The sequence below is a fragment of the Paracoccus sp. N5 genome (assembly GCF_000371965.1).
Classification (GTDB): domain Bacteria; phylum Pseudomonadota; class Alphaproteobacteria; order Rhodobacterales; family Rhodobacteraceae; genus Paracoccus.
On the sequence record NZ_AQUO01000001.1, the window covers coordinates 96,221 to 120,812 of the forward strand.

Here is a 24,592-nt window from a genome sequence, read left to right on the forward strand (position 1 = left end):
CACGACGCCCCTGTCGAGGGGCAGCCCCTTGAACGCGGGCGGGGGGCGGGTTAGTTTTGTTGCAACTTACTATTCGGAGGGCGTGACGATGGCGCCCAGGCGTCCTGCGGGTGCGGACGCGTTCCCGAGAAAAACGGTCGAGCCTTTCGCCACCCGCCCGGCCGAGGACGGGCCGCTTTATGCGGCCTTGGATCTTGGCACCAACAGCTGCCGGATGCTGATTGCCCGCCCCGCGGGCAGCCAGTTCCAGGTGGTTGACAGTTTCTCGAAGCCGGTCCAGCTGGGCCATGGCCTCGAGGCATCAGGCAGGCTGTCGCGTCCTTCCATGGCGCGGACGGTGCATGCCTTGCAGGTGTGCCGGCGCAAGCTCGAGGCGCATAATGTCGCGCATATGCGGCTGGTCGCGACCGAGGCCTGCCGCCGCGCCAGGAACAGCCGCGACTTCCTGCGCATGATCCGACGCGAGACCGGGCTGCCGGTCGAGATCATCGACGCCGAGGAAGAGGCGCGGCTGGCGGTGATCTCCTGCGCGCCGCTGGTCAGCCAGCGCACCGAGCAATTGCTGGTCGTCGACATCGGCGGCGGCTCGACCGAGCTGGTCTGGATCGACCTCGAGGAGGTGGACCCCAAGGAACGCTCGCGCGCCATCATGCGGCTGGCGGACGGCTTTCGCGATCCGCAGCCCGGGGGGGCGCGGGTGGTGGACTGGATCTCGGTGCCGCTGGGCGTGGCCACGTTGCGCGACCAGTTCGAGGATGTCGAGGACGATCAGGGCCGCTTCGCGCTGATGTCCTGGCATTTCGAGGAGATGCTGTCGGATTTCGCGCCCTATTCGCTGACCGGCGGCCTGCGGGACAGTTTCCAGGTCATCGGCACCTCGGGCACCGTGACCACGGTGGCGGCCAGCCACCTGGGCCTGCGCCGCTATGACCGGACCAAGGTGGACGGTCTGACCATGACCTCGACCCAGATCGACCGGGTGATCCGCGACTATCTGTCGCTGGGGCCCGAGGGCCGGCGCGCCGATCCGCGCATCGGCCGCGAGCGTCATGCGCTGATCATGTCGGGCGTGGCGATCCTGCAGACGCTGATGCGGGTCTGGCCGACGACGCGGCTGTCGGTGGCGGATCGCGGCCTGCGCGAGGGGCTGCTCTATGCGCAGATGGTCAAGGATGGGGTGCTGGCCCCGGATGGAATGAACGGGGTGGCGTGAGATGAGCGACGACAAGAAGCCGGGCGGCACGAAGAAAAGCTCGGGGCGCGGCCAGCGCGACCTGCGGGTGCGGGTCAAGACCGCCAAGGGGCGCAAGCTGTCGAGCACGCTCTGGCTGGAGCGGCAGCTGAACGACCCCTATGTCGCGCGGGCGAAACGCGAGGGCTATCGCGGCCGCGCCGCCTTCAAGATCCTGGAACTGGACGACAAGTATCATTTCCTGGTTCCCGGCGCCCGCGTGGTCGACCTGGGCTGCGCGCCGGGCGGCTGGTGCCAGGTTGCCGTGGCGCGGGTGAATGCCTTGGGCGAGAAACCCGGCAAGAAGGTCGGCACCGTGCTGGGCGTGGACCTGCAAGAGGTCGATCCCATCGCCGGGGCCGAGATCCATCAGCTGGACTTTCTGTCGGAAGGCGCGGACGAGCAGGTCAAGGCCTGGCTGGGCGGGCGCGCCGATGTGGTGATGTCGGACATGGCGGCGGCCTCGTCCGGGCACAAGGGCACCGACCATCTGCGCATCGTGGCGCTGGTCGAGGCGGCGGCGCAGCTGGCCTTCGACGTGCTGGAGCCGGGCGGCACCTTCGTTGCCAAGGTGCTGGCGGGGGGCGCGGAAAACGAGATGCAGGCGATGCTGAAGCGCAATTTCCGCAAGGTGGCGAATGTGAAGCCTCCGGCCAGCCGCTCGGATTCCTCCGAGAAATTCGTCGTCGCGCAGGGATTCCGTGGCCGGGATGCGGACAGCAAGGAAGGGGCTGCCGAGGTTTGGCCCGAGGATGGCGACGCCGCGCGTTGAGCGGGCAGGTCGCGCTTCTCCGAGACGCTCGTCGTGGCGCAGGGGGTCGTGGGTGAGGCGGGTGAGGCGGAGGGCAGGCCGAGCCTTGACCCGAGGCTGGCGGCGCCGCGCGTGGGGCGGAAGGGTCGGTGCCATCGCGAAGCCGGTCGCGGCGCAGGGGTTCCGTGGCCGGATCCCGGTGGTGCGGAGGGCGGATTTCGCGGCGAAGGCATGACGCCGCGCGCCGGGCGGGTCGGGTTCTGTAGAGACGCTTGTCGTGAGGCAGGGCTTCCGCGGCCGGGATGCGGGTGGCGGCGGGCGGATGCCGGGATGGTGCCCCCGGTTCTGGCGCAACGCCGCGCGTTGAGCAGCCAAGGGATTCTCCGAGAAGCCGCCTGTCGCACAGATTCCGCCGCCGGGCGGTGAAGATGACGTCGCGGGACTGTCGAGCCCGGCCTCAGGCGTGGCGGCGACGCCGCGCGCTGACGAGCGGGGCAGCCGGGCGGTCAGCCCTCCTGCGCCGGCGGCTCGCCGCGCATCAGCGCACGATAGCCTTCGGGCGTGCGGCCGGTCGCGGCCAGGAAGGCGCGCATGAAATGGCCGAGCCCGGCATAGCCCAGTTCCTCGGCGATCTCGGGAATGGACCGCGTGCTGCCGCGCAGCGCCTCGGTCGCCAATTGCAGCCGCAGGTCGTAGAGCAGCTCCAGCGCGCTGCGTCCCCGGCTTTGCCGGCAGGCGCGGTCGAGTTGCGCCAGCGAACAGCCCAAGGCCCGCGCCATCTCGGCGATGGTGCGGTTGGCCGCCATGTCGCAGCCGGCGAGCGCCAGGAACCGCTCGGTCAGCGGCCGCGCCCCGGCGAGGCTGTCGCTACGCGGGTCGGCATGGCCCTGGCGCTCCTCGAGCCGCGACAGTGCCACGGCGATCAGGCCCAGCTGATAGGGCGTGGCGCCATTGCCGCCGGGATCGCGGGCCGCGCCCTCGGCCAGTGCCAGGATGGCGGGGTCGAGAATCGCAGCATCCTCGGACGCCGGCCAGCCGCTGCGGAACGCCTTGGGCAGGGGCTGCGCGCCGACCCAGGCGGGCGGGATCAGCAGCGTCTGGCCCTGGACATCGGGCGGCGGCTTCAGGGAAAAGGCGGTGCCGGCCGGGATGAAGGCAATGCGGCCGGCGGTCAGGACATGGGCCTGGCGCGGAAATTCGACGCTGACCGCGCCGGCGACAGGGCGGATCAGCACATGATCGCCGCGCACGCGCGGGCTGGGCGGCGTCTTGCGGCCCCGCACCGGCCCGCCCCAGTGAAACCCCGAGAGCGGCAGCAGCCGAAGCCCGTCGCCCGGACGGCCGCGCGGCAGCATCCCGGTCCGTGGCGGAGCAGCCTCGGCTGGCCCGAGCGGGGCGGCGATCACCGGCGCCAGCACCGAAACCGGCCTGTCGTCGGCGGGGGTGGCCGATGGCTCGGCCTGCGGCAGGCGCGGATCGGTGGCGGCCGGGTCCATGATCCCCGGCGCACTGATACCGGCTGCCCGCAGCCGTTGTGTGCCGGGATCCGAATCAAAATTGACAAAGGCGCGAATAGCTTCGTTCATCTGGCATGGTTTCCAGCAAATCCATGAAGATAACGTAAACTTCGGACCAGGGTTCCTGAAGAGTTTATTCAGCCTGTGGTTGCGAATTGTTCAATATGTCACATTTGCGTGACGGATCGCGGCCCGATCTGCACCGGCTGCCAGTCGCGCAGCCGGCCGCGAAAGAAGCTGCGCTGCGCCTTGGCATATTGCCGCGTGGCGATGATCGCCTGCGCGACGGCCTCCTCGAGGCTGCAGCGGCCTTGCAGATGCGCGACCAGTTCCGGTGCGCCGATGGCCTTGGCCCAAAGCGCCGCGGCATCCCAGCGCGGCAGCATGGCCCGCACCTCGTCCAGCGCGCCCTGGGCCAGCATCTGGCGAAAGCGCCGCTCGATCCGGTCGGCAAGCCAGTCGCGGTCGGCCTGCAGGACCAGCCGATGCGCGCGCCCGGCCGGGATCAGCGGCGGCGGGGTTTCGTCCTGCCAGGCCGAGATGCCGCGGCCGGTCGCCTGCAGCACCTCCCAGGCGCGCTGCACGCGCACCGGGTTTTTCAGGTCGATGCGCGCCCGCGTGGCCGCGTCCAGATCGGCGATCATCCGCGCCAGGCCCTCGGGGCTGCGGTTCAGCGCATCGGCGCGGGTGCGGATCTGCGGAGGGGTCGGCGGGATCGCGGCCAGCCCGGCCGTCAGCGCATGCATGTAAAGCCCGGTGCCGCCGGTCACGATCAGCCGGCCGGGCAGGGCCGCCACCTCGGAGAGCCAGGCGCCCACGGAATAATCCCGGCCGGGCGCGACATGGCCGTAAAGCGCATGCGGCGCGCGCGCCTCGTCCTCGGGACCGGGGCGGGCGGTCAGTACGCGCCAGCAGGACCAGACCTGCAAGGCATCGGCATTGACCACGGTGCCGCCCTGCGCCTCGGCGATGCGCAGCGCCAGCGCGGACTTGCCGCTGGCGGTCGGGCCGGCGATCAGCACATGGCGCGCCGGATCCAGCGTGGCGATCAGACTATCCATGCGGGCGGGAAAGCGGGCTGTTGAACATGGCCCCTGTTTGCGACATTTTGCGCGGCAATGAAACCGCCGCGAAAAGGTAGAACCATGTCGGACAGCGCCCCCCAGAATCCCGGAAAATACTCTCGCGTCATGCTGAAGATTTCGGGAGAGGCGCTGATGGGCGACCAGGGCTACGGCCTGCACCCCCCGACCGTCGCCCGCATCGCGCAGGAGGTCCGCTCGGTCCATGACATGGGGGTCGAGATCTGCATGGTCATCGGCGGCGGCAACATCTTCCGCGGCCTGCAAGGCAGCGCCCAGGGCATGGAGCGGGCGACCGCCGACTACATGGGGATGCTGGCCACGGTGATGAACGCGCTGGCGATGCAGGCGGCGCTGGAGGCGGAAAAGATCCACACCCGCGTCATCTCGGCGATCCGCATGGACGAGGTGGCCGAGCCCTATATCCGCCGCCGCGCCGTCCGCCACCTGGAGAAGAAGCGCGTCTGCATCTTCGCCGCCGGCACCGGCAACCCCTATTTCACCACCGACACCGCGGCGACGCTGCGCGCCAACGAGATGAACTGCGAGGCGATCTTCAAGGGCACCAAGGTCGATGGCGTCTATGACAAGGACCCGAAGAAGTTCCCCGACGCGAAACGCTATGACGATGTGACCTATGACGAGGTGCTGCAGAAGCACCTGGGGGTCATGGACGCCTCGGCCATCGCGCTGGCGCGGGACAACGACCTGCCGATCATCGTCTTCTCGCTGGACGAGCCGGGCGGGTTCCGGGGGATTCTCGCCGGAAGCGGCACTTATACGCGGGTGCATGGCTAAAATGCCCGCATAGGCTTTGCCATGCCGGCCCGGCTCGGCTAAGAACGCTGAAAACCACAGCACAGAGGCCATGACCCTACATGTCCGACGAGATCGAGATCGACACCGACGACCTGGAACGCCGCATGAAGGGCGCGATGGATTCGCTGCGCCATGAATTCGCCTCGCTGCGCACCGGCCGCGCCTCGGCTAGCATGGTCGAGCCGATCATGGTCGATGCCTATGGCTCGCCCACGCCGATCAACCAGATCGGCACCGTGAACGTGCCCGAGCCGCGCATGGTGACGATCAACATCTGGGACAAGGCGCTGGTCGGCAAGGCCGAGAAGGCGATCCGCGATTCCGGCCTGGGCATCAACCCGCAGCTCAACGGCACCATCATCATGCTGCCGATCCCCGAGCTGAACGAGGAGCGCCGCCGCGACCTGACCCGCGTTGCCGCGCAATATGCCGAACATGCCCGCGTCGCCATCCGCAACGTCCGCCGCGACGGCATGGACCAGATCAAGAAGGCCAAGGGCTCGGGCATGTCCGAGGACGACCAGAAGTTCTGGGAATCGGCCGTGCAGGAGCTGACCGACAAGATGATCGCCGCGGTCGACCAGGCGCTTGAGAGCAAGCAAGCCGAAATCATGCAGGTCTGATCCGGATGGCCGAAACCGCAGCCAGCCTGAGCAATACCGGCGGCGGGGAACAGCGCCCCCGTCACGTCGCCATCATCATGGATGGCAACGGCCGCTGGGCCAAGAACAAGGGCTGGCCGCGGCTTGTCGGCCACCGGCGCGGCGCCGAGCGCGTCAAGCAGATCGTGCGCGCCTGTCCCGACATGGGGGTGAACTGGCTGACGGTCTATGCCTTCTCGACCGAGAACTGGAAGCGCTCGACCGAGGAGGTGCTGGGCCTGATGGGCATCTTCGCCCGCTATATCGAGCGCGAGGCCGACGGGTTGGCGGCCGAGGGCGTGCGTATGCGCTTCATCGGCGGGCGCGAGCGGCTGGACCCCAAGCTGCAACGGCTGATGGCCGGGATCGAGGCGCGCACTGCCGGCAATACCCGGCTGAACCTGACGGTGGCGATCAATTACGGCGGCCGGGACGAGTTGGTGCGGGCGGCGGCGCGGCTGGCGCAGCGCATGGCCCGGGGCGAGATCGCCGAGCCGGCCGAGGCCGACCTGGCCGATTGCCTGGACACCGCCGGCCATCCCGATCCGGACTTGGTGATCCGCACCTCGGGCGAGACGCGGACCTCGAATTTCCTGCCCTTCCAGGCGGCCTATTCCGAATATGAATTCACCAGGGTGCTGTGGCCCGATTTCACGCCCGAGCACCTGGCCGAGATCCTCGACCGTTTCGGGTTGCGCGAGCGGCGCTTCGGCGGCGCATGACCGGCGAGGGCTCAAAGCGCGACCGGCTGCGGGGCGCGCTGCAACGCGGCCGCGACAAATGGGCGGATCTGCGGCCGCGGCTGATCTCGGGTGCCGTCCTGGTGGTGCTGGGGCTGGTGCTGCTGCTGTCCGCGGGGCTGTGGCTGCGCTTCGGCGTCGCGGCGGTGATCGGGCTGATGATGTGGGAACTGGCGCGGCTGACCGGCTGGCGCCATCCCGAGTTCCACAGCCCGCGCCATCCGGTGCTGATCGGCGTGCTGTCGGGACTGGTGATGCTCGCCATGCTGGTGCTGCCGGGCGACTGGCCGATGGCGCTGGTGCTGGTGCCGATGATTGCCGGCTGGCACGGCACGCATGAGCATGAGCGCCCGGCCTATCTGCTGTTCACGCTGGCCATCCTCGGCGCCGGCTACGGCCTGGTGGTGATCCGCGAGGCGATGGGCCTGCCGACGCTGTTCTGGATCGTGGGCACGGTGGTCGCCTCGGACGTGCTGGGCTATTTCGTCGGCCGCAAGCTGGGCGGGGCGCGGTTCTGGCCGGCGATCAGCCCCAAGAAGACCTGGAGCGGCACCATCGCCGGCTGGGTCGGGGCGCTGGTGCTGGCGGGGGCGCTGTGGATTTCCGGCCTGGCCGGCTGGCAGGTCGTGATCGTCGGGCCGCTGCTGGCGCTGGCCGGGCAATTCGGCGATATTGCCGAAAGCTGGCTCAAGCGCCGGGTCGGCGCCAAGGACAGCTCCGACCTGATCCCCGGCCATGGCGGGGCGATGGACCGTTTCGACGCCATGGCCGGGGCGCTTCTGCTGGCGCTGGCCCTGCTGATGGCGAACCTTCTGCCGGTGATCGGAGGCTGAGATCATGCGCAGCGTATCGGTGCTGGGCGCGACCGGATCGGTTGGCGAAAGCGCATTCGACCTGTTGATGCGGGCGGGCGGCGCGCAGGCGTTCCGCACCGTCGCCCTGACCGGCGGCGCCAATGTCGCGCGGCTGGCCGAGATGGCGCGCGCCCTGCGGGCCGAGATCGCCGTGACCGCCTGGCCGGAAAAGCTGGCCGAGTTGCGCGAATTGCTCGCCGGCAGCGGCATTGCCTGCGCGGCGGGGGCGGATGCCGTCACCGAGGCCGCGGCGCGGCCCGCGGACTGGACGCTTTCCGCCATCGTCGGCGCCGCCGGCCTGCCGCCGGGGCTTGCGGTGCTGAACCGGGGCGGCACGCTGGCGCTGGCGAACAAGGAGACTCTGGTCGCCGCCGGGCCCTTGGTCATGGGTCGCGCCCGCCGCACCGGCGCGCGCATCCTGCCGGTCGATTCCGAACATTCCGCGATTTTCCAGGCGCTTCAGGGCGAAGATCTCGAAAGCGTCGAGTATGTGACCATCACCGCCTCGGGCGGCGCCTTCCGCGACTGGCCGCTGGAGCGCCTGGCCCAGGCCAGCGTGGCCGAGGCCAGCCGGCATCCGAACTGGGCCATGGGCCAGCGCATTACCATCGACAGCGCCAGCATGTTCAACAAGGCGCTGGAGGTCATCGAGGCGCATGAATTTTTCGGCCTCGGGCCCGAGCGGATCCGCGTGCTGGTGCATCCGCAGTCGATCATCCATGCCATGGTCACGCATCGCGACGGCGGCAGCATCGCGCATCTGGGCGCGCCCGACATGCGCCATGCCATCGGCTATGCGCTGAACTGGCCGGCGCGCGCCGAACTGCCGGTGCCGCGGCTGGATCTGGCCGCGCTTGGCAGCCTGAGCTTCGCCGATCCGGACGAGGCGCGCTGGCCCGCCCTGCGCCTGGCGCGCGAGGCGATGCAGGCCGGCGGTGCGGCGGGGGCGGTGCTGAACGCCGCCAAGGAACAGGCGCTGGATGATTTCATCGCCGGCCATATCCGCTTTACCGACATGGCCCCGGCCGTGGAGCGGGCGCTGGAACTGGCGGCGCGCGAGGCCGGATTCGCGCAAAGTCCCGGCGATCTGGATGCCGTGCTGGCCTGGGACGGTTTCGGCCGCCGGGCCGCGGCGCAAGGCCGGGGCGCGGCATGAGCGCGGCCGTCGAGATGCTGGGCGGGTTCCTGTGGACCGCCGCCGCCTTCGTCCTGGCGCTGTCGATCATCGTCACGGTGCATGAATACGGCCATTATATCATCGGCCGGCTTTGCGGCATCCGGGCCGAGGTGTTCTCGCTGGGTTTCGGCCCGCGGTTGTTTTCGCGCCGCGACCGGCGCGGCACGCTGTGGCAGGTGGCGGCGATCCCCCTGGGCGGCTATGTGCGTTTCCTGGGCGATGCCGATGCCGCCAGCGCCGGTTCGGTCGCGGTCGCGCCTGAACGCGCCCGGCAAAGCCTGAACGGGGCGCCGCTCTGGGCGCGCTTCGCCACCGTCGCGGCGGGGCCGGTGTTCAACTTCATCCTGTCCATCCTGGTCTTTGCCGGCATGGCGATCTGGCAGGGCCTGCCGGTCGATCAGGTGCAGGTCGGCAAGCTGCATCCGGTGCCGCCGGGCGTGACGATGCAGCTGCAACCCGGCGACCGCATCCTGGCGGTGGACGGCCGGCCGGTCGCCAGCTGGCGTGACCTCGGCCTGCTGGCCGAAAGCCTGCCGGCGCGGCCGAGCCATGACTGGACCGTGCTGCGCGAGGGCGCCGAGATCACCGTGCCCGGGCCCGACCCGGTGCCGCCGCTGGTCGGCGGCGTCGCGCCGCGCAGCCCGGCCGTCGCCGCGGGATTGCAGCCCGGCGACGTGATCCTGGCGGTGGACGGTCAGCCCGTGCGGCGCTTCGACGAATTGCGCGGCCATGTCACGGCCGCGGCCGGCAAGCCGGTGGTGCTGCGCGTCTGGCGCGAGGGTCAGGGCGAGGCCGACTATACGCTGGTCCCGCGCGAACAGGACCTGCCGACCGAAGCCGGCTACGAGCGGCGCTGGATGATCGGCGTCCAAGGCGGCGGCAGCTATTTCGACCCGGCGATCCGTTCGGCCGGGCCGCTGGAATCGCTGGCCCTGGGTGCGGCGCGGACCTGGGACATCATCGCCTCGTCGGTCTCGGGGCTTTGGGCCATGGTCACCGGCCAGATCGGCAGCTGCAACCTGGGCGGGGCGATTTCCATCGCCGAGACCACCGGGCAGGCGGCCTCGGCCGGGGGCGGCAACTTCATCTGGTGGATCGCCGTGCTGTCGGCGGCGATCGGGTTCCTGAACCTGCTGCCGGTGCCGGTCCTGGATGGCGGGCACCTGATGTTCTATCTTTACGAGGCAGTGGCGCGGCGGCGGCCCTCGGCCCGGGTGATCGACATCCTGTCGGCGCTCGGCATGGCTGCGGTGCTGTCGCTGATGGTTTTCGGCCTCAGCAACGATCTTTTCTGCCCCTGAGCGGGCATGGGCTTTTGACAGTCCCGCCCGCTTCGCTGTATCCATCGGAACAAATCCGGTGGGGCCAACCCGCCGGGCCATGCATTACGCGCGAGGGGCGGCGATGACGGACAGGAAACTCGGCAAGGGCGCGCTGGCGCTGATCTCGGCGCTGGCTGTGGCCGCGCCCGTCGGCCTGGTGGCGAGTGCCGCCTCGGCCTATGTCTTCAGCAATGTCCGCATCGAGGGCAACCAGCGGATCGAACCGGCGACGATCCTGTCCTATCTGGACCTGCCGCGCGGCCAGGACGTGTCGGGCGGCGCGCTGAACGACGCCATGCAGCGATTGCAGAATTCGGGCCTGTTCGAAAAGGTCGAGCTGGTGCCCTCGGGCGGCACGCTGGTGGTGCGCGTCTCGGAATATCCGACGATCAACGTCATCTCCTTCGAGGGCAACAAGCGCCTCAAGGACGAGAACCTGGCCGAGATCGTCAAGTCCAAGGCCCGCCGCGTCTATTCCCCGGCGCAGGCCGAGGCCGATGCCGCCGCGATCAGTCAGGTCTATGCCTCGGAAGGGCGGCTGGCCGCCCGCGTCGATCCGCGCATCATCCGCCGCGGCAACAACCAGGTCGACCTGGTCTTCGAGGTGGCCGAGGGCAAGGTCACCGAGATCGAGCGCATCGGCTTCGTCGGCAACCGCGCCTTTTCCGACCGCCGGCTGCGCAACGTCTTGCAGACCAAGCAGGCCGGCTTCCTGCGCACCTTCATCAAGCGCGACACCTTCGCGCCGGACCGGCTGCCGGTCGATGAAAAGCTGCTGACCGATTTCTACCGCTCGCGCGGCTATGCCGATTTCAAGGTCCAGGCGGTGGCGCCGGAACTGGCCCGCGAACGCGACGCCTTCTATATCACCTTCCAGATCCAGGAAGGCCCGCGCTACACCTTCGGCACCGTGAACACCGTCAGCGAGATCCCCGGCGTCGATGCCGGCGAATTCGCGGCGCAGAACCGGGTCAAGCGGGGCGCGGTCTACAACCCGACCATCATCGACACCACCATCCGCCGGATGGAGGCGCTGGCGCTGCAGAAGGGCCTCGACTTCGTCAATATCGAGCCGCGCATCACCCGCAACGAGCGCAACCAGACCCTGGACCTGACCTTTGCCCTGACCCGCGGCCAGCGCGTCTTCGTCGAGCGCATCGACATCGAGGGCAACACCACGACGCTGGACGAGGTGATCCGCCGCCAGTTCGTCACGGTCGAAGGCGATCCCTTCAACCCGCGCGAGATCCGCAACTCGGCCGAGCGGCTGCGGGCGCTGGGGTATTTCTCGGACGTGCAGGCCGAAAGCCGGCAGGGCACCTCGCCCGAGCAGGTCATCGTGGACGTGAACGTCGAGGAACAGCCGACCGGCAGCCTGAACTTCGGCGTCAGCTACGGCGTCTCGACCGGCGTCGGCTTCAACGCCTCGCTGTCGGAAAAGAACTTCCTGGGCCGCGGCCAGCAGGTGGACCTGTCCTTTGCCACCGGCTCGGGCACGAAAAGCTCGGGCTTCACCTTCGTCGAGCCCTATTTCCTGGGCCGCGACCTGAAGGCGCGCTTCCAGACCTGGTACAACACCACCGACCGGCTGAATTCGGACTACAACACCCGCACCGTCGGCTTCCAGACCGGGATGGAGTTCCCGATCTCGCAAAACGGCCGGCTGGAGCTGCGCTACAAGCTCAGCAAGGACACGCTCTATGACGTCGAGGAACTGCATGTCGACGAGGAGAGCGGCGAGCTGGTCGGCTCCTCGCCGATCCTCTACAACGAACAGGGCGGCTTCTTCACCTCGGCGCTTGGCTATACCTACAGCTATGACAGCCGCGTTGCCGGGCTGGACCCGCTGACCAGCTATCGGCTGCGCTTCAGCCAGGATTTCGCCGGCGTCGGCGGCGACGTGAAATCGGTCACCAGCTCGCTTTACGCCGGGGTCGAAAGCCGGGCCTGGCGCGAAAGCGTGACCATGCTGGCGGAATTCGAGGCCGGCGCCGTGCATATGCTGGGCGACCAGAACAGCCGCTTCCTGAACCGCTATACCGGCAATGGCAAGATCCGCGGCTTCGAGCCGAACGGCATGGGTCCGCGCGACCTGGCCGCGCCGAACGAGGACGCACTGGGGGGCAATTATTTCTGGGCGCTGCGCACGGAACTGCAGTTCCCGCTGGGCCTGCCCGAGGAATATGGCATCAAGGGCGGCCTGTTTGCCGATGCCGGCTCGGTCTGGGGGCTGGACAACAAGATCGGCGCCTTCGACACGCCGGTCGATGACGGCATGCATATCCGCGCCTCGGTCGGGGCCTCGCTGTTCTGGACCACGCCGATCGGTCCCCTGCGCTTCAACTTCGCCAAGGCGTTGAAGAAAGAGGACTACGACGAGGAACAGGCCTTCGACCTGACCATTTCGACCAAGTTCTGATGCGGGCGGGGCGTCAGGTCGCGCTGCTCGGGCTGGCCCTCCTGCTGGCCGGCCCGCCGGCCGCGCTGGCGCAGACGGTGGCGCCGCTGGCCGGCGGCCCCTCGGCCGCGCCGCTGGTCGTCGATGCCCCCGAGCCCAAGGGCGAGGGCGTGCTGCCGGTGATGACGCTGGACCAGGAGGCGCTTTACGCCGGCACGAAATGGGGCCAGCGCGTCAAGGCGGAGCTGGAACGGCGCGGCCAGGAGATCGCGGCCGAGAACGAGCGTCTGGCCAACCAGTTCTCTGCCGAGGAGCAGTCGCTGACCCTGCTGCGCCAGACCATGCCCGCCGACGAATTCCGCAAGCAGGCCGAGGAATTCGACAAGCGCGCGGTCGAGGTGCGCCGCCAGCGCGAGGCCGCGGCGGAAGAACTGAACAAGCGCGCCGCCGATGAATATTATGCGTTTTCCCGGGCGATGCTGCCGGTGCTGGCCGCGCTGATGCGCGAACGCGGCGCGGTCGCGGTGCTGGACAAGCGCGCGATCCTGGTCGCGGCGCAATCCATCGACGTGACCGAGGCGCTGATCCAGCGCATCGACAGCGAGATCGGCGCCGGCCCGCTGCAACAGGGCCCGAACCTGCCCGCGCCGCAAGAGCCGGCCGAGCCGTCGGAAGCCGCACCCGAACCCTCCGCTCCGGCCGAATAGGTCCGCAGCCGCGGCGGCACCGCCTGTTGGACAAGGCGCCGTGGCTGCCGCCTCGGCCCAGGACCGGCCTGCTTTGGGCAAGCTGGAGCCGGCCGACGCAAGCATTCTTCGCCATCATGCGCCTGGCACCAGAGGCGGGGGCGTCCCGATCAGCCCAGCCGGCGGTCGAGCTCGCCGATGCGCCGGGTCAGCAGTTCGAAGAGTCCGTGCACATCGACGTCGCGGATGAAGGTGGCGTTCGGGGTGCGGCCGCTGACCCGCCACCAGTCGGCGACGGTCATGCCCAGGGTGAACTCGCCCCGCGTCTCGATCTCGACATTGATGAACCGGCCCGAGAACAGCTGCGGCGCCAGCAGCCAGGCGATGGTGCAGGGGTCGTGCAGCGGCGCGCCCTCGCTGCCGTATTTCTCGCGGTCGTAGCGTTCGAAGAAATCGGTCCAGCTGGCGATGGCCTGGCCGATGCGGCCCATGGCGCGCATCTGCTCGACCCAAGGCCGGTTGGTCAGCGCCTTGTGCGTCACGTCGAGCGGCATCACCGTCAGCGGCGCGCCGGCGGCAAAGACCAGGCTGGCGGCCTCGGGGTCGACATAGATATTGAACTCGGCCGTGGGGGTGATGTTGCCGACCTCGAAATAGGCACCGCCCATCAGCACGATCTCCTGCACGCGCGGGATGATGTCGGGCGCGCGCTGGAAGGCCATGGCGATATTCGTCAGCGGCCCGATCGGCACCAGCGTCACCGAGCCGGCGGGCTCGCGGCGCAGGGTGTCGATCAGGAAATCGACGGCATGGCCGGGGGCCAGCGCCATGGTGGGGTCGGGCAGGGTGACGCCGTCGAGGCCGGTCTTGCCATGCACATGCTCGGCCGTGACCAGCGGGCGCGACAGTGGCGCCTCGGCCCCGGCGTAAACCGGCAGGTCGGTCCGGCCGGCCAGTTCGCACAGCACGAGGGCATTGCGCTGGGTATGGTGCAGCGGCACGTTGCCGGCCACCGCCGTCAGGCCCAGCACCTCGAGCTCGGGGCTGGCCAGCGCCAGCAGGATGGCGACGGCGTCGTCCTGGCCCGGGTCGGTGTCGATGATGATCTTGCGGGCCATGCGTCTCTCCTGCGGCATCGTGGCGCGAGGGAAGCCCGCTGCCGCGGAATATGCAAGGGGGGCAGTGCGCTATTCAGTTCGCGCGTCAGTTCGGGGCCGGTTCCAGCCGGGTGATGCCGGTCGCGGCGGCCCGCGCCAGATCGGGGTCCAGCGACATGCCGACATATTCGCCGCGCCGCCACAGCTCGGCCATGTCGTCGTAATGGCGCGACAGCGGGTGGCCCGACTGGCCGGTCGAGATCACGAAGACCGAGCTGTCGGGATCGGCCAGGTCGTAGACGCCGCGATAGGCGGCGCCGGTGACGTTGAGCCAGGGATTGCGGCCATGGCCCAGCATGCCGGCCCGCGCGATGGTGCTTTCCGCGCCCGAGGTCGGCTGGATCAGGTTCACGATATAGGACAGGCCGCGCATGTCGCCGAGCGCCGGATGCACATGCCGGGCACGGTGCAGGTCGCCCCAGCGCCAGCTGGCAAGGTCGGGACCGAAGCGGGCCGACAGATCCAGCAGCGCCGCGTCCAGCGCCTGGCGGGCGGTCTGGGCGCAGGTCTCGACCGGGGCCGACTGGCGGATGTCGCACCAGACCCCGGCGCCGCCGAGATTGCGGAACACGCGGTCGATGAAGCGCGGGTAAAGCTCGGTCAGGTCGTCGGCCAGGGGGCCGAGGTCGTCGCGCAACAGCCGGTCCTGCAAGGCCCGCATCCAGGCGGCATAGATCAGCGGCTCGGGCAGGTGCTCGTTCATGGCGCCGTCCCAGTTCGCCAGCAGCGCCAGCGCGTCCTGGCGCATGCGCTCGGGCGTGCCCTGGGCCGCGGGCTCGTCGGTGAACCACAGGTCGGCCCCGACCAGCGGCAGCAGCGCCCGGGCGATGGGGCTGACGATGTCGTTCTGCGCGGCGATGAAGCTGTCGCGGGAATGCACCTCGCGCGACTGGATCAGATGCGCCAGCCGCGCCTGGCGATAGCCGTCGGCGCCGTCATGGCCCAAGCCCTGGCCGGGCGCCGCCGCGCCGGTCGAGGCGACCATGCCGCCCGGCGGGTCCATCTGCGCCAGGCTTTCGGGCGCCGGCCCCTGGCCCTGCCAGCGGTTCTGCGCGATCCAGCCCGGCACGGGCATGCGCCCGGCTGTCTGATGCGCGGGCGCGCGACGGGGCAGGGCGCCGGCCAGCACCTCGCCCACGCCCTGGGCGTCGGCCAGCGTCACCACCATTGCGGGGGCGACCATGTCGCGCAGCGCCGCCGCGGCGCCGGCCCGGTCAGGCGCCCGCATCAGCCCGATCAGCGCGCTCATGCTGCGGTCCTCGCCGAAGCCGCCGGTCCAGGACAGGGCGGCGACATGGCCCGCGGGCAGCACCGTGGCAAGGTCCAGATGCGCCGCCGGGATGATCGGGCCGTTCGCGGTCTCGCGCAGGGTGATGGTCTGCGGCGCGGCACCGCGAATCCTCAGCGTCTCGCGCCGGGTGGTGAATTCGGTCCAGCCATCCACGCCGCGATAGCGGCCGGCGTCGCCGGGCTGCACCTCTTCGATGAACAGGTCCTGATCGTCGATCTGCGCCGGCGTGATCCCCCAGGCAAGCTTGGTGTTGCGCCCGGAGAGGATGGCCGGTATGCCCGGGATGGTGCCGCCGATCACGCCGCCGCTGCCAAGCTCGATCCGCGCCAGATACCACAGGCCCGGCGCGGTCAGGGCGAATTGCGGATCATTGGCAAGCAGGGCCCCGCCCGCCGCCGTGCGCCCGCGCGCCACCGCGAAGCCATTGGCCGAAGCCCCGGCCGAGGGCGCGAGATAGCCCGCCAGCGTCGCGGTCCAGTCCTGCGGCCCGGTGCCGCGCTCGGGCCCGGTGAAGCGGGCGCCCGGGAACAGCCCGGCATAGGAGGGCATCGGCGGCTCGCCGGGCTCGGCGATCAGCTCCTGCCCGCGCGCGGGGTCGGCCAGCGACAGCCGGGCGCGCAGAATCTCGCGCCGCATCTGCACCGTGGACGAGGCGGCGAGCAGCTTCAGCACCGCCAGCGAATCCGCCGGCTCCCAATAGGAAATGTCGTCGGGGTAGAGGAAGAATTCCGGCGCGCCGCGGCCGCGCGCCTCGAGGTTCACCTGGCCGATCCAGGCGTTCACGCCGTCGGCATAGGCCTGCAAGGCGTCGCGGGTGCCGGCGTCCTGCGCCTGAAGCGAGGCGCGGGCGTTGCGGTAAAGCCCCAGCCGCCGCGCCAGGTCGTCGGCGCGGATCGCGCCCGGGCCATAGATCTCGGCCAGCCGGCCTTGCGCTGCGCGGCGCAGCACGGTCATCTGGAACAGCCGGTCCTGGGCATGGGCGAGGCCCAGGGCGAAGAACACGTCGCGGTCGGTCTTGCCGAAGATATGCGGCACGTCCTCGGTCGTGCGCACGATCTCGACCGGGGCCGAGATGCCCGCGACCTCGTAGCGCCCGTCGTAATCCGGCAGCGAGCGGATGGCGAAATACCAGGCCAGCACCACCAGCGCCAGGGCCAGCAGGATCAGCCCGACCGTCAGGCGCACAAGCCAGCGGAAAATTGTCACCATGGCGCGGTGCTGTCCCGAGGTTTTGGGCGCAGAGGTTGACCCTTGCGCCTCGTGGTGGAATTCATCGGGGTGAATAGGACAGGGCGCGGGCCGGATCAACGCGCCTTTCACATGGAAGCGGAGAAAGTGATGGCGCGCGTTGCATTTCTGGGACTTGGGGTGATGGGCTTTCCCATGGCGGGCCATCTGGCCGCGGCCGGGCATGAGGTGACGGTCTGGAACCGCAGTCCCGCCAAGGCCGAGGCCTGGCTCGCCCGCCACGCCGGCCGCGCCGCCGCGACCGCGCGCGAGGCGGCGACGGGCGCCGATTTCGTCATGGCCTGCGTCGGCAACGACGACGACCTGCGCCAGGTCTGCCTGGGCGAGGCCGGCGCCTTTGCCGGCATGGCGGCGGGTGCGGTCTTCGTCGATCACACCACGGTCTCGGCGGCGGTGACGCGCGAACTGGCCGAGGTCGCCTCGGGCGTGGGCATCGGCTTCGTCGATGCGCCGGTCTCGGGCGGGCAGGCGGGGGCCGAGAACGGCCAGCTTTCGCTGATGTGCGGCGGCGCCGAGGCGGATTACGCCCGCGCCGAGCCGGTGATCGCCGCCTATGCCAAGATCTGCCGGCTGATGGGCCCCTCGGGCGCCGGACAGCTGACCAAGATGTGCAACCAGATCGCCATTGCCGGGCTGGTGCAGGGCTTGTCGGAATCGCTGCATTTCGCCGAGAAGGCCGGGCTTTCCATCGCCTCGGTGGTCGAGGTGATCAGCCAGGGCGCCGCCGGCAGCTGGCAGATGGCGAACCGCCACCAGACCATGGCCGAGAACCGCTTCGACTTCGGCTTCGCGGTGGACTGGATGCGCAAGGATCTGGGCATCTGCCTGGCCACCGCCGACGAGACCGGCGCGACCCTGCCGGTGACGGCGCTGGTCGACCAGTTCTACAAGGAGGTGCAGACCATGGGCGGCGGGCGCTGGGACACCTCGTCGCTGATCGCGCGGCTGCGGCGCTAGGGCGCCCCGGCATGGGCTTTCCCCCCGAGAGCCGCCCGGATCCTGCCCTTGCGCGCTGGTCAGCCGCAGGTGGTGGGTGCCCCTTTGGCCAGCACCTTTTGCCAGTCGTCGCCCAGTTGCTGGCGCGCGGACAGGGCATTGGCGGCTTCGGGGCTGCTATCGGGGATGATCTTGATGACCATGTCCTGGCTGTGGTCACCCGACCAGACATTGGATTCATGCGAATCCCCGACGACGATGAACTTGTCATAGCCGCGCCGAATTACCTCGACCGAGGCGCTTTTGAAGGCGACGTTGCGCGCGCCGTTCGGCCCGCAGGCCGGTGCCGCATTGGTCGCCACCTTGAAGGTGTCCTTGGCCATCGGCTGGATCGTAGATTGGGCGCAGGCCGCCAGTACAACCAGAAGCGGGAGGGAAACAAACCATGAAATACGCATCGAACCTCGCAGTCGAAAACGGCTGCATCATCATTCAGCCATGGCAACGCGTAGCAGCAAGATCCTGCGCTCTCAACGAAATCGCGGAACTGTGGTTAACGAAATGGCATGGGGGCTGGTGGGCGGTGAGGGACTCGAACCCCCGACATCTTCGGTGTAAACGAAGCGCTCTACCAGCTGAGCTAACCGCCCCCGGCCGGGCTGATAGCGCGATCCGCCGGCGCTTGGCAAGCGGGGTCCGGCGATGACCGGCGCGCTTTCGCATCTGCGCGTCGTCGAGATCGCCGGGCTTGGCCCGACGCCCTTCTCGGCCATGTGGCTGGCCGATCACGGTGCGCGGGTGCTGCGCATCACCCGGCCCGGCGCGCGCCATATCTTCGGGCTCGAGCGCGACGTGCTGGACCGCGGCCGCGACTGGCTGGAGCTGGACCTGAAATCGCCCGAAGGCCGGGCCGCCGCGCATGCGCTGATCGCCGGCGCCGATGCGGTGATCGAGGGCATGCGGCCGGGGGTGATGGAGCGGCTCGGCCTCGGTCCCGGGGATTTCCCGGAGAATCCGCGGCTGGTCTATGGCCGCATGACCGGCTGGGGGCAGACGGGTCCGCTGGCGCATTCGGCGGGCCATGACCTGACCTATATCGCCATTACCGGCGCGCTGCATGCCATCGGCCCGGCGGCGCATCCGCTCCCGCCGCTGAACCTGGTCGGGGATTTTGCCGCCGGCTCGATGTATCTGGTCGCGGGCATGCTGGCGGCGATCCTCTCGGCGCGCGAGACCGGGCGCGGGCAGGTGGTCGATGCGGCGATCTCGGACGGGGTGGCGCATCTGATGGCGATGATCTCGGGCATGCGGGCGGCCGGCATCTGGCAGGATGCGCGGCAGGCCAATCTGCTGGACGGCGGTGCGCCCTATTACGGCTGCTATGCTTGCGCCTGCGGCGGCTTCCTGGCCATCGGCGCCATTGAGCCGCAATTCTGGGCCGAGTTGCTACGCCGGCTGGAACTGGATCCGGCCGCGCTGCCCGACCGGGCCGATCCGGCGCAATGGCCGGCGCTGCGGGCGGTGCTGGCCACCCGCATCGCTACCCGCGCGCGCGATGACTGGGCGGCGGTGCTGGAGGGCTCGGACGCCTGCGCCGCGCCGGTGCTGTCGCTGGACGAGGCGCCGCGCCATCCGCATCATGTCGCGCGCGGCACCTTTCACGGCAGCGAGCCGGCGCCGGCGCCGCGCCTGTCGGAGACGCCCGGCGCGCTGCGGCCGGGCCGTCAGCTGACCCTGGCCGAAGCGCGGGCGGCATGGAGGCGGTGACGGCATTCCTGTTGACTTGCGCGGCCGAATCCGCGATATACCCGCGACCGGCCGGGCAGGCGCCCGTTGCCGGTGCGTTATTTTGAACCTCACCCCATCGACGGGTGCGCTGTCCGAAGGCGGGGGCCGACCCCGCAAACACCTGCCTCGCAGGGGCCGAAGGACGCGGCAGAACAAGGAAGAAGCGAATGTTCGCAGTTCTCAAGACGGGCGGCAAGCAGTACCGGGTCCAATCCGGTGACGTGCTGCGCGTCGAAAAGCTGAACGCCGAAGCCGGCGACAAGATCCAGTTCAACGACGTGCTGATGATCGGCTCGACCGTCGGCGCGCCGCTGGTCGCCGGCGCCGCCGTGCAGGCCGAGGTGATCGACACCATCAAGGCCGACAAGGTCATCACCTATGTCAAGCGCCGCCGCAAGCATTCCTCGCAGCGCACGCGCGGCCATCGCCAGCAGCTGACCCTGGTCCGCATCACCGACCTGCTGGAAAACGGCGGCGACAAGACCGACGTCAAGGCCGCCGTCGGTGCGCGCATCGCGCGTCGCCAGGACCATGTCGAAACCGCCAACTGAGGAGACTGACCCATGGCACATAAGAAAGCAGGCGGTTCGTCCCGCAACGGTCGCGATTCGGCCGGTCGTCGTCTTGGCGTGAAACTGTTCGGCGGCCAGCAGGCCGTCGCCGGCAACATCATCGTGCGTCAGCGCGGCACCACCTGGTGGGCCGGCGCCAACGTCGGCATGGGCCGCGACCACACCCTGTTCGCGCTGGCCGACGGCCAGGTAAGCTTCCGCAAGGGCCTCAAGGGCCGCACCTATATCTCCGTGCTGCCCGCCAATCTCGAGGCTGCCGAGTAAGCCGATTTTAACACTCTGGTGCTAAAAAAGGGGGGATCGGCGCAGGCCGGTCCCCTTCGCGTTTCGGCGCGCAGCACCCATATGTTTTCGAGGAATGGGGGAGAGAAGTGACATGAACGAGTTGATCGCCTCGGATGCGCGGCAGGTCGATATCACCACCGAACGGTTCGTGCTGCGCCCGCTGCGCATGTCGGATGCCGGGCTGATCGCGCATTATACCGCCGACCGCCGGGTGGCCGAGGGCACGCGCTCGATCCCGCATCCGCTGCCGCCGGGCGCGGCCGAATCCTATGTGCGCCGGGCCATGGCCGCGGATCGCGACGAGGATGTCTGGGCCATCGACGGCTCGACGAACAAGCTGGCCGAACTGCTGGGCGTGGTCTCGCTGACCCGCATCGACCAGGAGCAGTCGGAACTGGGTTTCTGGGTCGGCGCCGGCTTCTGGAACACCGGCTTCGCGACCGAGGCGGTTTCGGCGCTGGTCGAGGCCAATCCGCATGGCTCGCGCACGCTCTTTGCCGAGGCCTTCCAGGACAATCCGGGCTCGGCCCGGGTGCTGACCAATTGCGGCTTCGAATATCTGGGCGATGCGGAAAGCTGGTCGGTGGCGCGCGATGCGCGGGTGCCGACCTGGACCTATCTGCGCAAGATGGGCTGAGCGGTGCATTGAGCGAAGGCTCGCCTTGCGGCGGGCCTTTTGCTTTGCGCATGGTGCCTGGCTGGGTGGGTGCGAGGTGGGGACGACCTGCAACGGCATTCGCAAGATGGTTTCGATGGTCTGCAATGGCCGGCGGTCATCCGGCAACGGATCCTTTCGTTGCGCGTCGGTTTGCTGGCGCGGCCTCATGCTCGGGTCAGCGGCTAGCGGGCCGATGAAGGCCGGTTGAGACAGGGGCCAAGATGGGCAAGACGGCTTCGTCGCGTGCCATGACCGGAGAAGAACCGAGAGATTTTTCTTGACGCGAGGGTTTGTTCCCGGTCAAGCGCCCTCATATGCCCTGAGAGCATCTTGCGTTGAATCGGGCCCGTATGCTGCGGGCTTGAAGGAGTTCCAGCATTTGTCGAGATCGCAGATTTCGCCGACGGCGCGCCAAAGCGCGTCAATGGTGCAGGCCCCGGCGCGCCGAAGATAGGCCTTAGGCTTGGAGAATGGCATTTGATCGGACGAATACGGTTTGCCCCATGAATCACAAACCGCCGCTCCGGGGAATCTCTCATGATTCCGAGGTCCCGCAAGACGCTCCAAATGGAAAACGGGTTGATGACGCAAGCCGCTCGAGACATGGCCGGAGGCGCCAGTCGAGCAGGCCCGGCCGGTGGCGAACGCAGCGAGCGCTTTTCGCAGCGCGGTGGTTTGTCCGCGCGGGCCCCGGCGATGCGGAAAGCCGGAGGGCAGCGCGTGCCGCGTGAGGCCGGAGCCAAGGTCGGCAAGACGGGTCCAATCGCGCGCCATGACTGATGGAACAAGCAGCGCGCGCGTCTTTGCAGCGCGAGGCTCGCCGCGGAGAGCGGATGATGCCTGGCAAGCTACGCGGGACCGGACGAGACGAATTGCCGGCCAGGATCATGCGCGCGCGATGGGACGCACCTTGCGCTTTGCAGGGCTCACCGGGGTCCGGCCGCGACGCGGATTGCCGGAGCATTCGGGCGCGGCGCTTGATGAGGCTGGTCGCGGCGTTGACGGTGCTGTTGAACGCTCCGTCCCGATCGCAGGCTTGGCCGGAGCGCACCATGCCGCTTGAACAAGGACTGGCCCGTCCCAGCCCTTCGGCGCGGTCCGCGTGGGTATTTTCACAACGAAGAAACTCTTCGGGGCCGCAGCCTCAGGGCCGCAGCGTCACCGCGTTGCCGGCGCCCGAGATCACCACCTCGCGCAGGCTGGGCAGCACCGCGTTGGGAATGGTCAGGGCGGTGGTGATGGTGTCGCTGGCCGGATTCGGCGGGTTGGCGGCGGCAAAGGTGTCGGGCAGCGGCGGCTTGCCGACCAGCCGCAGCCGCAGCACGCCGTTCTCGTCGGGGCGGATCCGGCCCGGCGGCATCGGCACCTCGGTCACCAGCGCCACGTCCCACCAGCCCTTGCTGGCGCCGAGCCCGGTGACGACCAGCAGCCGCCCCTCATACATCGGATCCCATTTCGCACCGGTGACATGCGCCAGCGGCACGCGGCCGTCGTTCGTGCCGGTCGGGTAGCCGCCCTCGGGCGCCAGGCTTTGCGGCTGCTCCGATCCGCCCATCCAGCGCATCGGGTTCCAGCTGCTGTCGCCCATGCGGCCGCAGCCGACCAACACCAGGGCCGCGCAGGCAAGCATGGCCAATCTTCCCGTCCGCATGAGTGCTGCCCCCGTGTCCCTGGTTTCGTTGGCGCAGTGATAGGGCAAGTCGCGCGGCGGTGAAAGCCTCTTTGACCTTGCCGGCGCCGCGCGCTATGCCATCACCGGCCGCCCGCTTGCGGCCTTGCGGAAAGGAAGCGCCATGGCCACGCCCGCCTTTGAAGACATTGCCGAAACCTTCGATTTCCTCGAGGATTGGGAAGAACGCTATCGCCATGTCATCGAATTGGGCAAGGCGATGCCGGCGATGGATGCCTCGCTGCAGGTGCCGGCGACCAAGGTCGAGGGCTGCGCCAGCCAGGTCTGGATCATGCCCCGCATCGAGGGCGGCAGGTTCGACTTCCAGGGCGACAGCGACGCGCTGATCGTGCGCGGGCTGATCGCCATCCTGCATGCGCTTTATTCCGGCGTGCCGGTGGGGCAGGTCCAGGGCATCGACGCCAGCGCCGAACTGGCCCGGCTGGGGCTGGAGGGGCATCTGTCCGCGCAGCGCTCGAACGGGCTGCGCGCAATGGTCGAGCGCATCCGGCTGCTGGCGGCCAGCCACGCCGCCTGAGCCGCGTCAGCCGCCGCGGCGGTGCGAGATCCAGCCGCCGCCCAGCACCCGCGTGCCCTCGGTGGCATAGAAGACGCAGGCCTGGCCGGGGCTGACGCCTTCCTCCGGGGCCAGCAGCTCGATCTCGGCGCGGCGGCTGCCGGTCACGCGCAGGATCGCCGGCCGCGGCGGCCGGGTCGAGCGGATGCGGGCGGTGATGCTGATCTCGCCCGCGAAGGGTTCGTCGCCCAGCCAGTTCACCTCGGTCACCGGCACGATCTTCGTCGCCAGCGCCTGCTTGGGACCGACGACGACGCGCCGGGTCTCGGGCTCCAGCCGCACGACATAGAGCGGGTCGCCCAAGCCGCCGATGCCGAGGCCGCGGCGCTGGCCGATGGTGTAATGGATCACGCCGCGATGGCTGCCCAGCACCTTGCCGTCCAGGTCGACGATCTCTCCCGGGTCGGCGGCGCCCGGACGCAGCTTCTCGATCACGCTGGCATAATCGCCGTTCGGCACGAAGCAGATGTCCTGGCTGTCGGGCTTGTCCGCCACCGCCAGCCCGTATTGCGCCGCCAAGGCGCGCGTTTCCGCCTTGCTGGCGAGGCCGCCCAGCGGGAAGCGCAGGAAATCCAGCTGCTCCTGCGTGGTCGAGAACAGGAAATAGCTTTGGTCGCGGTTCGGGTCGGCGGCCATGTGCAGCTCGGCCCCGGCCGGACCGTCGAAGCGGCGGATGTAATGTCCGGTCGCCATGCAATCGGCGTCGAGCTCGCGCGCGGTCTGCAGCAGGTCGCGGAACTTCACCCGCTCATTGCAGCGGATGCAGGGCACGGGCGTGGCGCCGGCCAGATAGGCGTCGGCGAATTCCTCGATCACCGATTCCCGGAACTTGTTTTCGTAATCAAGCACGTAATGCGGGAAGCCGATGCGCTCGGCCACGCGGCGGGCATCGTGGATGTCCTGTCCGGCGCAGCAGGCGCCCTTTTTCGCCAAGGCCGCGCCGTGGTCGTAAAGCTGCAGCGTCACGCCGATCACCTCATAGCCCTGCGCCGCCAGCATCGCCGCCACGACCGAGCTGTCGACGCCGCCCGACATGGCGACGACCACGCGGGTTTGCGCCGGCGGCTTGGCAAAGCCCAGCGAATTCATGGTCATGGCCGGCGCGTCGGGGCGCAAGTTCGGGCGGGGCGCTGTCATGGATCGTCCTTGTCGCGGCCGCGCGCGAAGGCGGGCGGCGTTGTTGCCTACATTTA

At 69.3% G+C, this 24,592-nt stretch carries 23 protein-coding genes, 1 tRNA gene and 1 pseudogene; 16 read left to right on the forward strand and 9 right to left on the reverse strand.

Annotation, left to right across the window (positions count from 1 at the left end; translation table 11 throughout):
- The first annotated feature begins 88 nt into the window (after nucleotides 1-88).
- Both PARN5_RS0100480 and PARN5_RS0100485 read left to right on the forward strand, forming a co-directional pair.
- The gene (locus PARN5_RS0100480) at nucleotides 89-1,213 is read left to right on the forward strand and encodes a Ppx/GppA phosphatase family protein (RefSeq protein WP_026155061.1); all 1,125 of its coding nucleotides are present in this window, start codon (nucleotides 89-91) and stop codon (nucleotides 1,211-1,213) included.
- Nucleotide 1,214: 1 nt separating this feature from the next.
- Nucleotides 1,215-2,003 (forward strand): RlmE family RNA methyltransferase, encoded by a 789-nt coding sequence (locus tag PARN5_RS0100485; protein ID WP_017997840.1) that lies wholly within the window; start codon nucleotides 1,215-1,217, stop codon nucleotides 2,001-2,003.
- Between the two features lie 485 nt (nucleotides 2,004-2,488).
- Here the strand turns inward: PARN5_RS0100485 and PARN5_RS0100490 are convergent, their stop codons facing one another.
- Together PARN5_RS0100490 and miaA are read right to left on the reverse strand one after the other, a co-directional pair.
- Nucleotides 2,489-3,478 carry an AraC family transcriptional regulator gene (locus tag PARN5_RS0100490; RefSeq protein ID WP_232419265.1) on the reverse strand — a complete coding sequence of 330 codons (990 nt, stop codon included), beginning with the start codon at nucleotides 3,476-3,478 and terminating at the stop codon, nucleotides 2,489-2,491.
- A gap of 188 nt (nucleotides 3,479-3,666) precedes the next feature.
- Complete coding sequence (gene miaA, locus PARN5_RS0100495) at nucleotides 3,667-4,560, reverse strand: tRNA (adenosine(37)-N6)-dimethylallyltransferase MiaA (RefSeq protein ID WP_017997842.1); 894 nt, start codon at nucleotides 4,558-4,560, stop codon at nucleotides 3,667-3,669.
- An 84-nt stretch (nucleotides 4,561-4,644) separates the two neighbouring features.
- On the opposite strand from miaA, the gene pyrH reads away from it, so the two are divergent.
- From pyrH to PARN5_RS0100535, 8 genes are all read left to right on the forward strand, one after another.
- Nucleotides 4,645-5,379 carry a UMP kinase gene (gene pyrH / locus PARN5_RS0100500; protein WP_026155062.1) on the forward strand — a complete coding sequence of 245 codons (735 nt, stop codon included), beginning with the start codon at nucleotides 4,645-4,647 and terminating at the stop codon, nucleotides 5,377-5,379.
- An 80-nt stretch (nucleotides 5,380-5,459) separates the two neighbouring features.
- Nucleotides 5,460-6,023, forward strand: coding sequence for a ribosome recycling factor (frr, locus tag PARN5_RS0100505; protein WP_017997844.1), 564 nt, complete (start codon nucleotides 5,460-5,462; stop codon nucleotides 6,021-6,023).
- A gap of 5 nt (nucleotides 6,024-6,028) precedes the next feature.
- Nucleotides 6,029-6,763 (forward strand): polyprenyl diphosphate synthase, encoded by a 735-nt coding sequence (uppS, locus tag PARN5_RS0100510; RefSeq protein WP_017997845.1) that lies wholly within the window; start codon nucleotides 6,029-6,031, stop codon nucleotides 6,761-6,763.
- Nucleotides 6,760-7,614, forward strand: coding sequence for a phosphatidate cytidylyltransferase (locus tag PARN5_RS0100515; protein WP_017997846.1), 855 nt, complete (start codon nucleotides 6,760-6,762; stop codon nucleotides 7,612-7,614). Before uppS ends, PARN5_RS0100515 begins: the two co-directional genes overlap by 4 nt.
- 4 nt (nucleotides 7,615-7,618) lie before the next feature.
- Nucleotides 7,619-8,791: a 1-deoxy-D-xylulose-5-phosphate reductoisomerase gene (gene dxr / locus PARN5_RS0100520; protein ID WP_017997847.1), complete on the forward strand. Its 1,173-nt coding sequence runs from the start codon at nucleotides 7,619-7,621 to the stop codon at nucleotides 8,789-8,791.
- On the forward strand, nucleotides 8,788-10,113 hold the full coding sequence (gene rseP / locus PARN5_RS0100525) for an RIP metalloprotease RseP (RefSeq protein ID WP_017997848.1): 1,326 nt from the start codon (nucleotides 8,788-8,790) through the stop codon (nucleotides 10,111-10,113). Before dxr ends, rseP begins: the two co-directional genes overlap by 4 nt.
- Before the next feature lie 103 nt (nucleotides 10,114-10,216).
- Nucleotides 10,217-12,553 carry an outer membrane protein assembly factor BamA gene (gene bamA / locus PARN5_RS0100530; RefSeq protein ID WP_026155064.1) on the forward strand — a complete coding sequence of 779 codons (2,337 nt, stop codon included), beginning with the start codon at nucleotides 10,217-10,219 and terminating at the stop codon, nucleotides 12,551-12,553.
- Nucleotides 12,553-13,239, forward strand: a complete 687-nt coding sequence (locus PARN5_RS0100535) for an OmpH family outer membrane protein (RefSeq protein ID WP_017997850.1) — start codon at nucleotides 12,553-12,555, stop codon at nucleotides 13,237-13,239. The genes bamA and PARN5_RS0100535 overlap by 1 nt, the downstream gene beginning before the upstream one ends.
- 149 nt (nucleotides 13,240-13,388) lie before the next feature.
- Here the strand turns inward: PARN5_RS0100535 and PARN5_RS0100540 are convergent, their stop codons facing one another.
- Nucleotides 13,389-14,336, reverse strand: coding sequence for a nucleoside hydrolase (locus PARN5_RS0100540; RefSeq protein WP_017997851.1), 948 nt, complete (start codon nucleotides 14,334-14,336; stop codon nucleotides 13,389-13,391).
- A gap of 85 nt (nucleotides 14,337-14,421) precedes the next feature.
- A complete protein-coding gene (locus PARN5_RS0100545; protein WP_017997852.1) occupies nucleotides 14,422-16,875 on the reverse strand; it encodes a penicillin acylase family protein in 2,454 nt (817 codons plus the stop codon).
- Between the two features lie 129 nt (nucleotides 16,876-17,004).
- On the opposite strand from PARN5_RS0100545, the gene PARN5_RS0100550 reads away from it, so the two are divergent.
- Nucleotides 17,005-17,871 (forward strand): NAD(P)-dependent oxidoreductase, encoded by an 867-nt coding sequence (locus PARN5_RS0100550; protein ID WP_026155065.1) that lies wholly within the window; start codon nucleotides 17,005-17,007, stop codon nucleotides 17,869-17,871.
- A gap of 59 nt (nucleotides 17,872-17,930) precedes the next feature.
- On the opposite strand, the gene PARN5_RS21370 is transcribed toward PARN5_RS0100550, so the two are convergent.
- Both PARN5_RS21370 and PARN5_RS0100560 read right to left on the reverse strand, forming a co-directional pair.
- Entirely contained in the window at nucleotides 17,931-18,233 is a 303-nt protein-coding gene (locus PARN5_RS21370) for a hypothetical protein (RefSeq protein WP_017997854.1), read from the reverse strand.
- A 191-nt stretch (nucleotides 18,234-18,424) separates the two neighbouring features.
- Nucleotides 18,425-18,500 (reverse strand) — tRNA-Val (locus tag PARN5_RS0100560).
- A 52-nt stretch (nucleotides 18,501-18,552) separates the two neighbouring features.
- On the opposite strand from PARN5_RS0100560, the gene PARN5_RS0100565 reads away from it, so the two are divergent.
- The 4 genes from PARN5_RS0100565 (at nucleotide 18,553) to PARN5_RS0100580 (ending at nucleotide 21,132) form a co-directional block, all read left to right on the forward strand.
- Complete coding sequence (locus tag PARN5_RS0100565; protein WP_017997855.1) at nucleotides 18,553-19,617, forward strand: CaiB/BaiF CoA-transferase family protein; 1,065 nt, start codon at nucleotides 18,553-18,555, stop codon at nucleotides 19,615-19,617.
- A 188-nt stretch (nucleotides 19,618-19,805) separates the two neighbouring features.
- Complete coding sequence (gene rplU / locus PARN5_RS0100570) at nucleotides 19,806-20,189, forward strand: 50S ribosomal protein L21 (protein WP_017997856.1); 384 nt, start codon at nucleotides 19,806-19,808, stop codon at nucleotides 20,187-20,189.
- Between the two features lie 12 nt (nucleotides 20,190-20,201).
- Nucleotides 20,202-20,474 carry a 50S ribosomal protein L27 gene (rpmA, locus tag PARN5_RS0100575; protein WP_026155066.1) on the forward strand — a complete coding sequence of 91 codons (273 nt, stop codon included), beginning with the start codon at nucleotides 20,202-20,204 and terminating at the stop codon, nucleotides 20,472-20,474.
- 112 nt (nucleotides 20,475-20,586) lie between these two features.
- Nucleotides 20,587-21,132, forward strand: a complete 546-nt coding sequence (locus PARN5_RS0100580) for a GNAT family N-acetyltransferase (RefSeq protein ID WP_017997858.1) — start codon at nucleotides 20,587-20,589, stop codon at nucleotides 21,130-21,132.
- A 321-nt stretch (nucleotides 21,133-21,453) separates the two neighbouring features.
- On the opposite strand, the pseudogene PARN5_RS24685 reads toward PARN5_RS0100580, so the two are convergent.
- Nucleotides 21,454-21,633, reverse strand: a pseudogene (locus PARN5_RS24685) (hypothetical protein); the annotation flags it as partial.
- Between the two features lie 664 nt (nucleotides 21,634-22,297).
- Entirely contained in the window at nucleotides 22,298-22,783 is a 486-nt protein-coding gene (locus tag PARN5_RS0100585) for a hypothetical protein (RefSeq protein ID WP_017997859.1), read from the reverse strand.
- A gap of 163 nt (nucleotides 22,784-22,946) precedes the next feature.
- On the opposite strand from PARN5_RS0100585, the gene PARN5_RS0100590 reads away from it, so the two are divergent.
- Nucleotides 22,947-23,360, forward strand: coding sequence for a SufE family protein (locus tag PARN5_RS0100590; RefSeq protein WP_017997860.1), 414 nt, complete (start codon nucleotides 22,947-22,949; stop codon nucleotides 23,358-23,360).
- A 6-nt stretch (nucleotides 23,361-23,366) separates the two neighbouring features.
- On the opposite strand, the gene mnmA is transcribed toward PARN5_RS0100590, so the two are convergent.
- On the reverse strand, nucleotides 23,367-24,536 hold the full coding sequence (gene mnmA, locus PARN5_RS0100595; RefSeq protein ID WP_017997861.1) for a tRNA 2-thiouridine(34) synthase MnmA: 1,170 nt from the start codon (nucleotides 24,534-24,536) through the stop codon (nucleotides 23,367-23,369).
- Between the last annotated feature and the right edge of the window lie 56 nt (nucleotides 24,537-24,592).

What these genes read in the sequence shown, in the direction of transcription:
- uppS (WP_017997845.1), top strand. Translation starts at nt 6,029, where the DNA reads ATGGCCGAAACCGCAGCCAGCCTGAGCAATACCGGCGGCGGGGAACAG.
- rplU (WP_017997856.1), top strand. Translation starts at nt 19,806, where the DNA reads ATGTTCGCAGTTCTCAAGACGGGCGGCAAGCAGTACCGGGTCCAATCC.
- PARN5_RS0100580 (WP_017997858.1), top strand. Translation starts at nt 20,587, where the DNA reads ATGAACGAGTTGATCGCCTCGGATGCGCGGCAGGTCGATATCACCACC.
- PARN5_RS0100545 (WP_017997852.1), bottom strand. Translation starts at nt 16,875, where the DNA reads ATGGTGACAATTTTCCGCTGGCTTGTGCGCCTGACGGTCGGGCTGATC.
- PARN5_RS0100590 (WP_017997860.1), top strand. Translation starts at nt 22,947, where the DNA reads ATGGCCACGCCCGCCTTTGAAGACATTGCCGAAACCTTCGATTTCCTC.
- PARN5_RS0100535 (WP_017997850.1), top strand. Translation starts at nt 12,553, where the DNA reads ATGCGGGCGGGGCGTCAGGTCGCGCTGCTCGGGCTGGCCCTCCTGCTG.
- PARN5_RS0100585 (WP_017997859.1), bottom strand. Translation starts at nt 22,783, where the DNA reads ATGCTTGCCTGCGCGGCCCTGGTGTTGGTCGGCTGCGGCCGCATGGGC.
- mnmA (WP_017997861.1), bottom strand. Translation starts at nt 24,536, where the DNA reads ATGACAGCGCCCCGCCCGAACTTGCGCCCCGACGCGCCGGCCATGACC.
- PARN5_RS21370 (WP_017997854.1), bottom strand. Translation starts at nt 18,233, where the DNA reads ATGGCCAAGGACACCTTCAAGGTGGCGACCAATGCGGCACCGGCCTGC.
- pyrH (WP_026155062.1), top strand. Translation starts at nt 4,645, where the DNA reads ATGTCGGACAGCGCCCCCCAGAATCCCGGAAAATACTCTCGCGTCATG.
- bamA (WP_026155064.1), top strand. Translation starts at nt 10,217, where the DNA reads ATGACGGACAGGAAACTCGGCAAGGGCGCGCTGGCGCTGATCTCGGCG.
- PARN5_RS0100515 (WP_017997846.1), top strand. Translation starts at nt 6,760, where the DNA reads ATGACCGGCGAGGGCTCAAAGCGCGACCGGCTGCGGGGCGCGCTGCAA.
- PARN5_RS0100540 (WP_017997851.1), bottom strand. Translation starts at nt 14,336, where the DNA reads ATGGCCCGCAAGATCATCATCGACACCGACCCGGGCCAGGACGACGCC.
- rpmA (WP_026155066.1), top strand. Translation starts at nt 20,202, where the DNA reads ATGGCACATAAGAAAGCAGGCGGTTCGTCCCGCAACGGTCGCGATTCG.
- miaA (WP_017997842.1), bottom strand. Translation starts at nt 4,560, where the DNA reads ATGGATAGTCTGATCGCCACGCTGGATCCGGCGCGCCATGTGCTGATC.
- frr (WP_017997844.1), top strand. Translation starts at nt 5,460, where the DNA reads ATGTCCGACGAGATCGAGATCGACACCGACGACCTGGAACGCCGCATG.
- PARN5_RS0100490 (WP_232419265.1), bottom strand. Translation starts at nt 3,478, where the DNA reads ATGGACCCGGCCGCCACCGATCCGCGCCTGCCGCAGGCCGAGCCATCG.
- PARN5_RS0100550 (WP_026155065.1), top strand. Translation starts at nt 17,005, where the DNA reads ATGGCGCGCGTTGCATTTCTGGGACTTGGGGTGATGGGCTTTCCCATG.
- PARN5_RS0100480 (WP_026155061.1), top strand. Translation starts at nt 89, where the DNA reads ATGGCGCCCAGGCGTCCTGCGGGTGCGGACGCGTTCCCGAGAAAAACG.
- PARN5_RS0100565 (WP_017997855.1), top strand. Translation starts at nt 18,553, where the DNA reads ATGACCGGCGCGCTTTCGCATCTGCGCGTCGTCGAGATCGCCGGGCTT.
- PARN5_RS0100485 (WP_017997840.1), top strand. Translation starts at nt 1,215, where the DNA reads ATGAGCGACGACAAGAAGCCGGGCGGCACGAAGAAAAGCTCGGGGCGC.
- rseP (WP_017997848.1), top strand. Translation starts at nt 8,788, where the DNA reads ATGAGCGCGGCCGTCGAGATGCTGGGCGGGTTCCTGTGGACCGCCGCC.
- dxr (WP_017997847.1), top strand. Translation starts at nt 7,619, where the DNA reads ATGCGCAGCGTATCGGTGCTGGGCGCGACCGGATCGGTTGGCGAAAGC.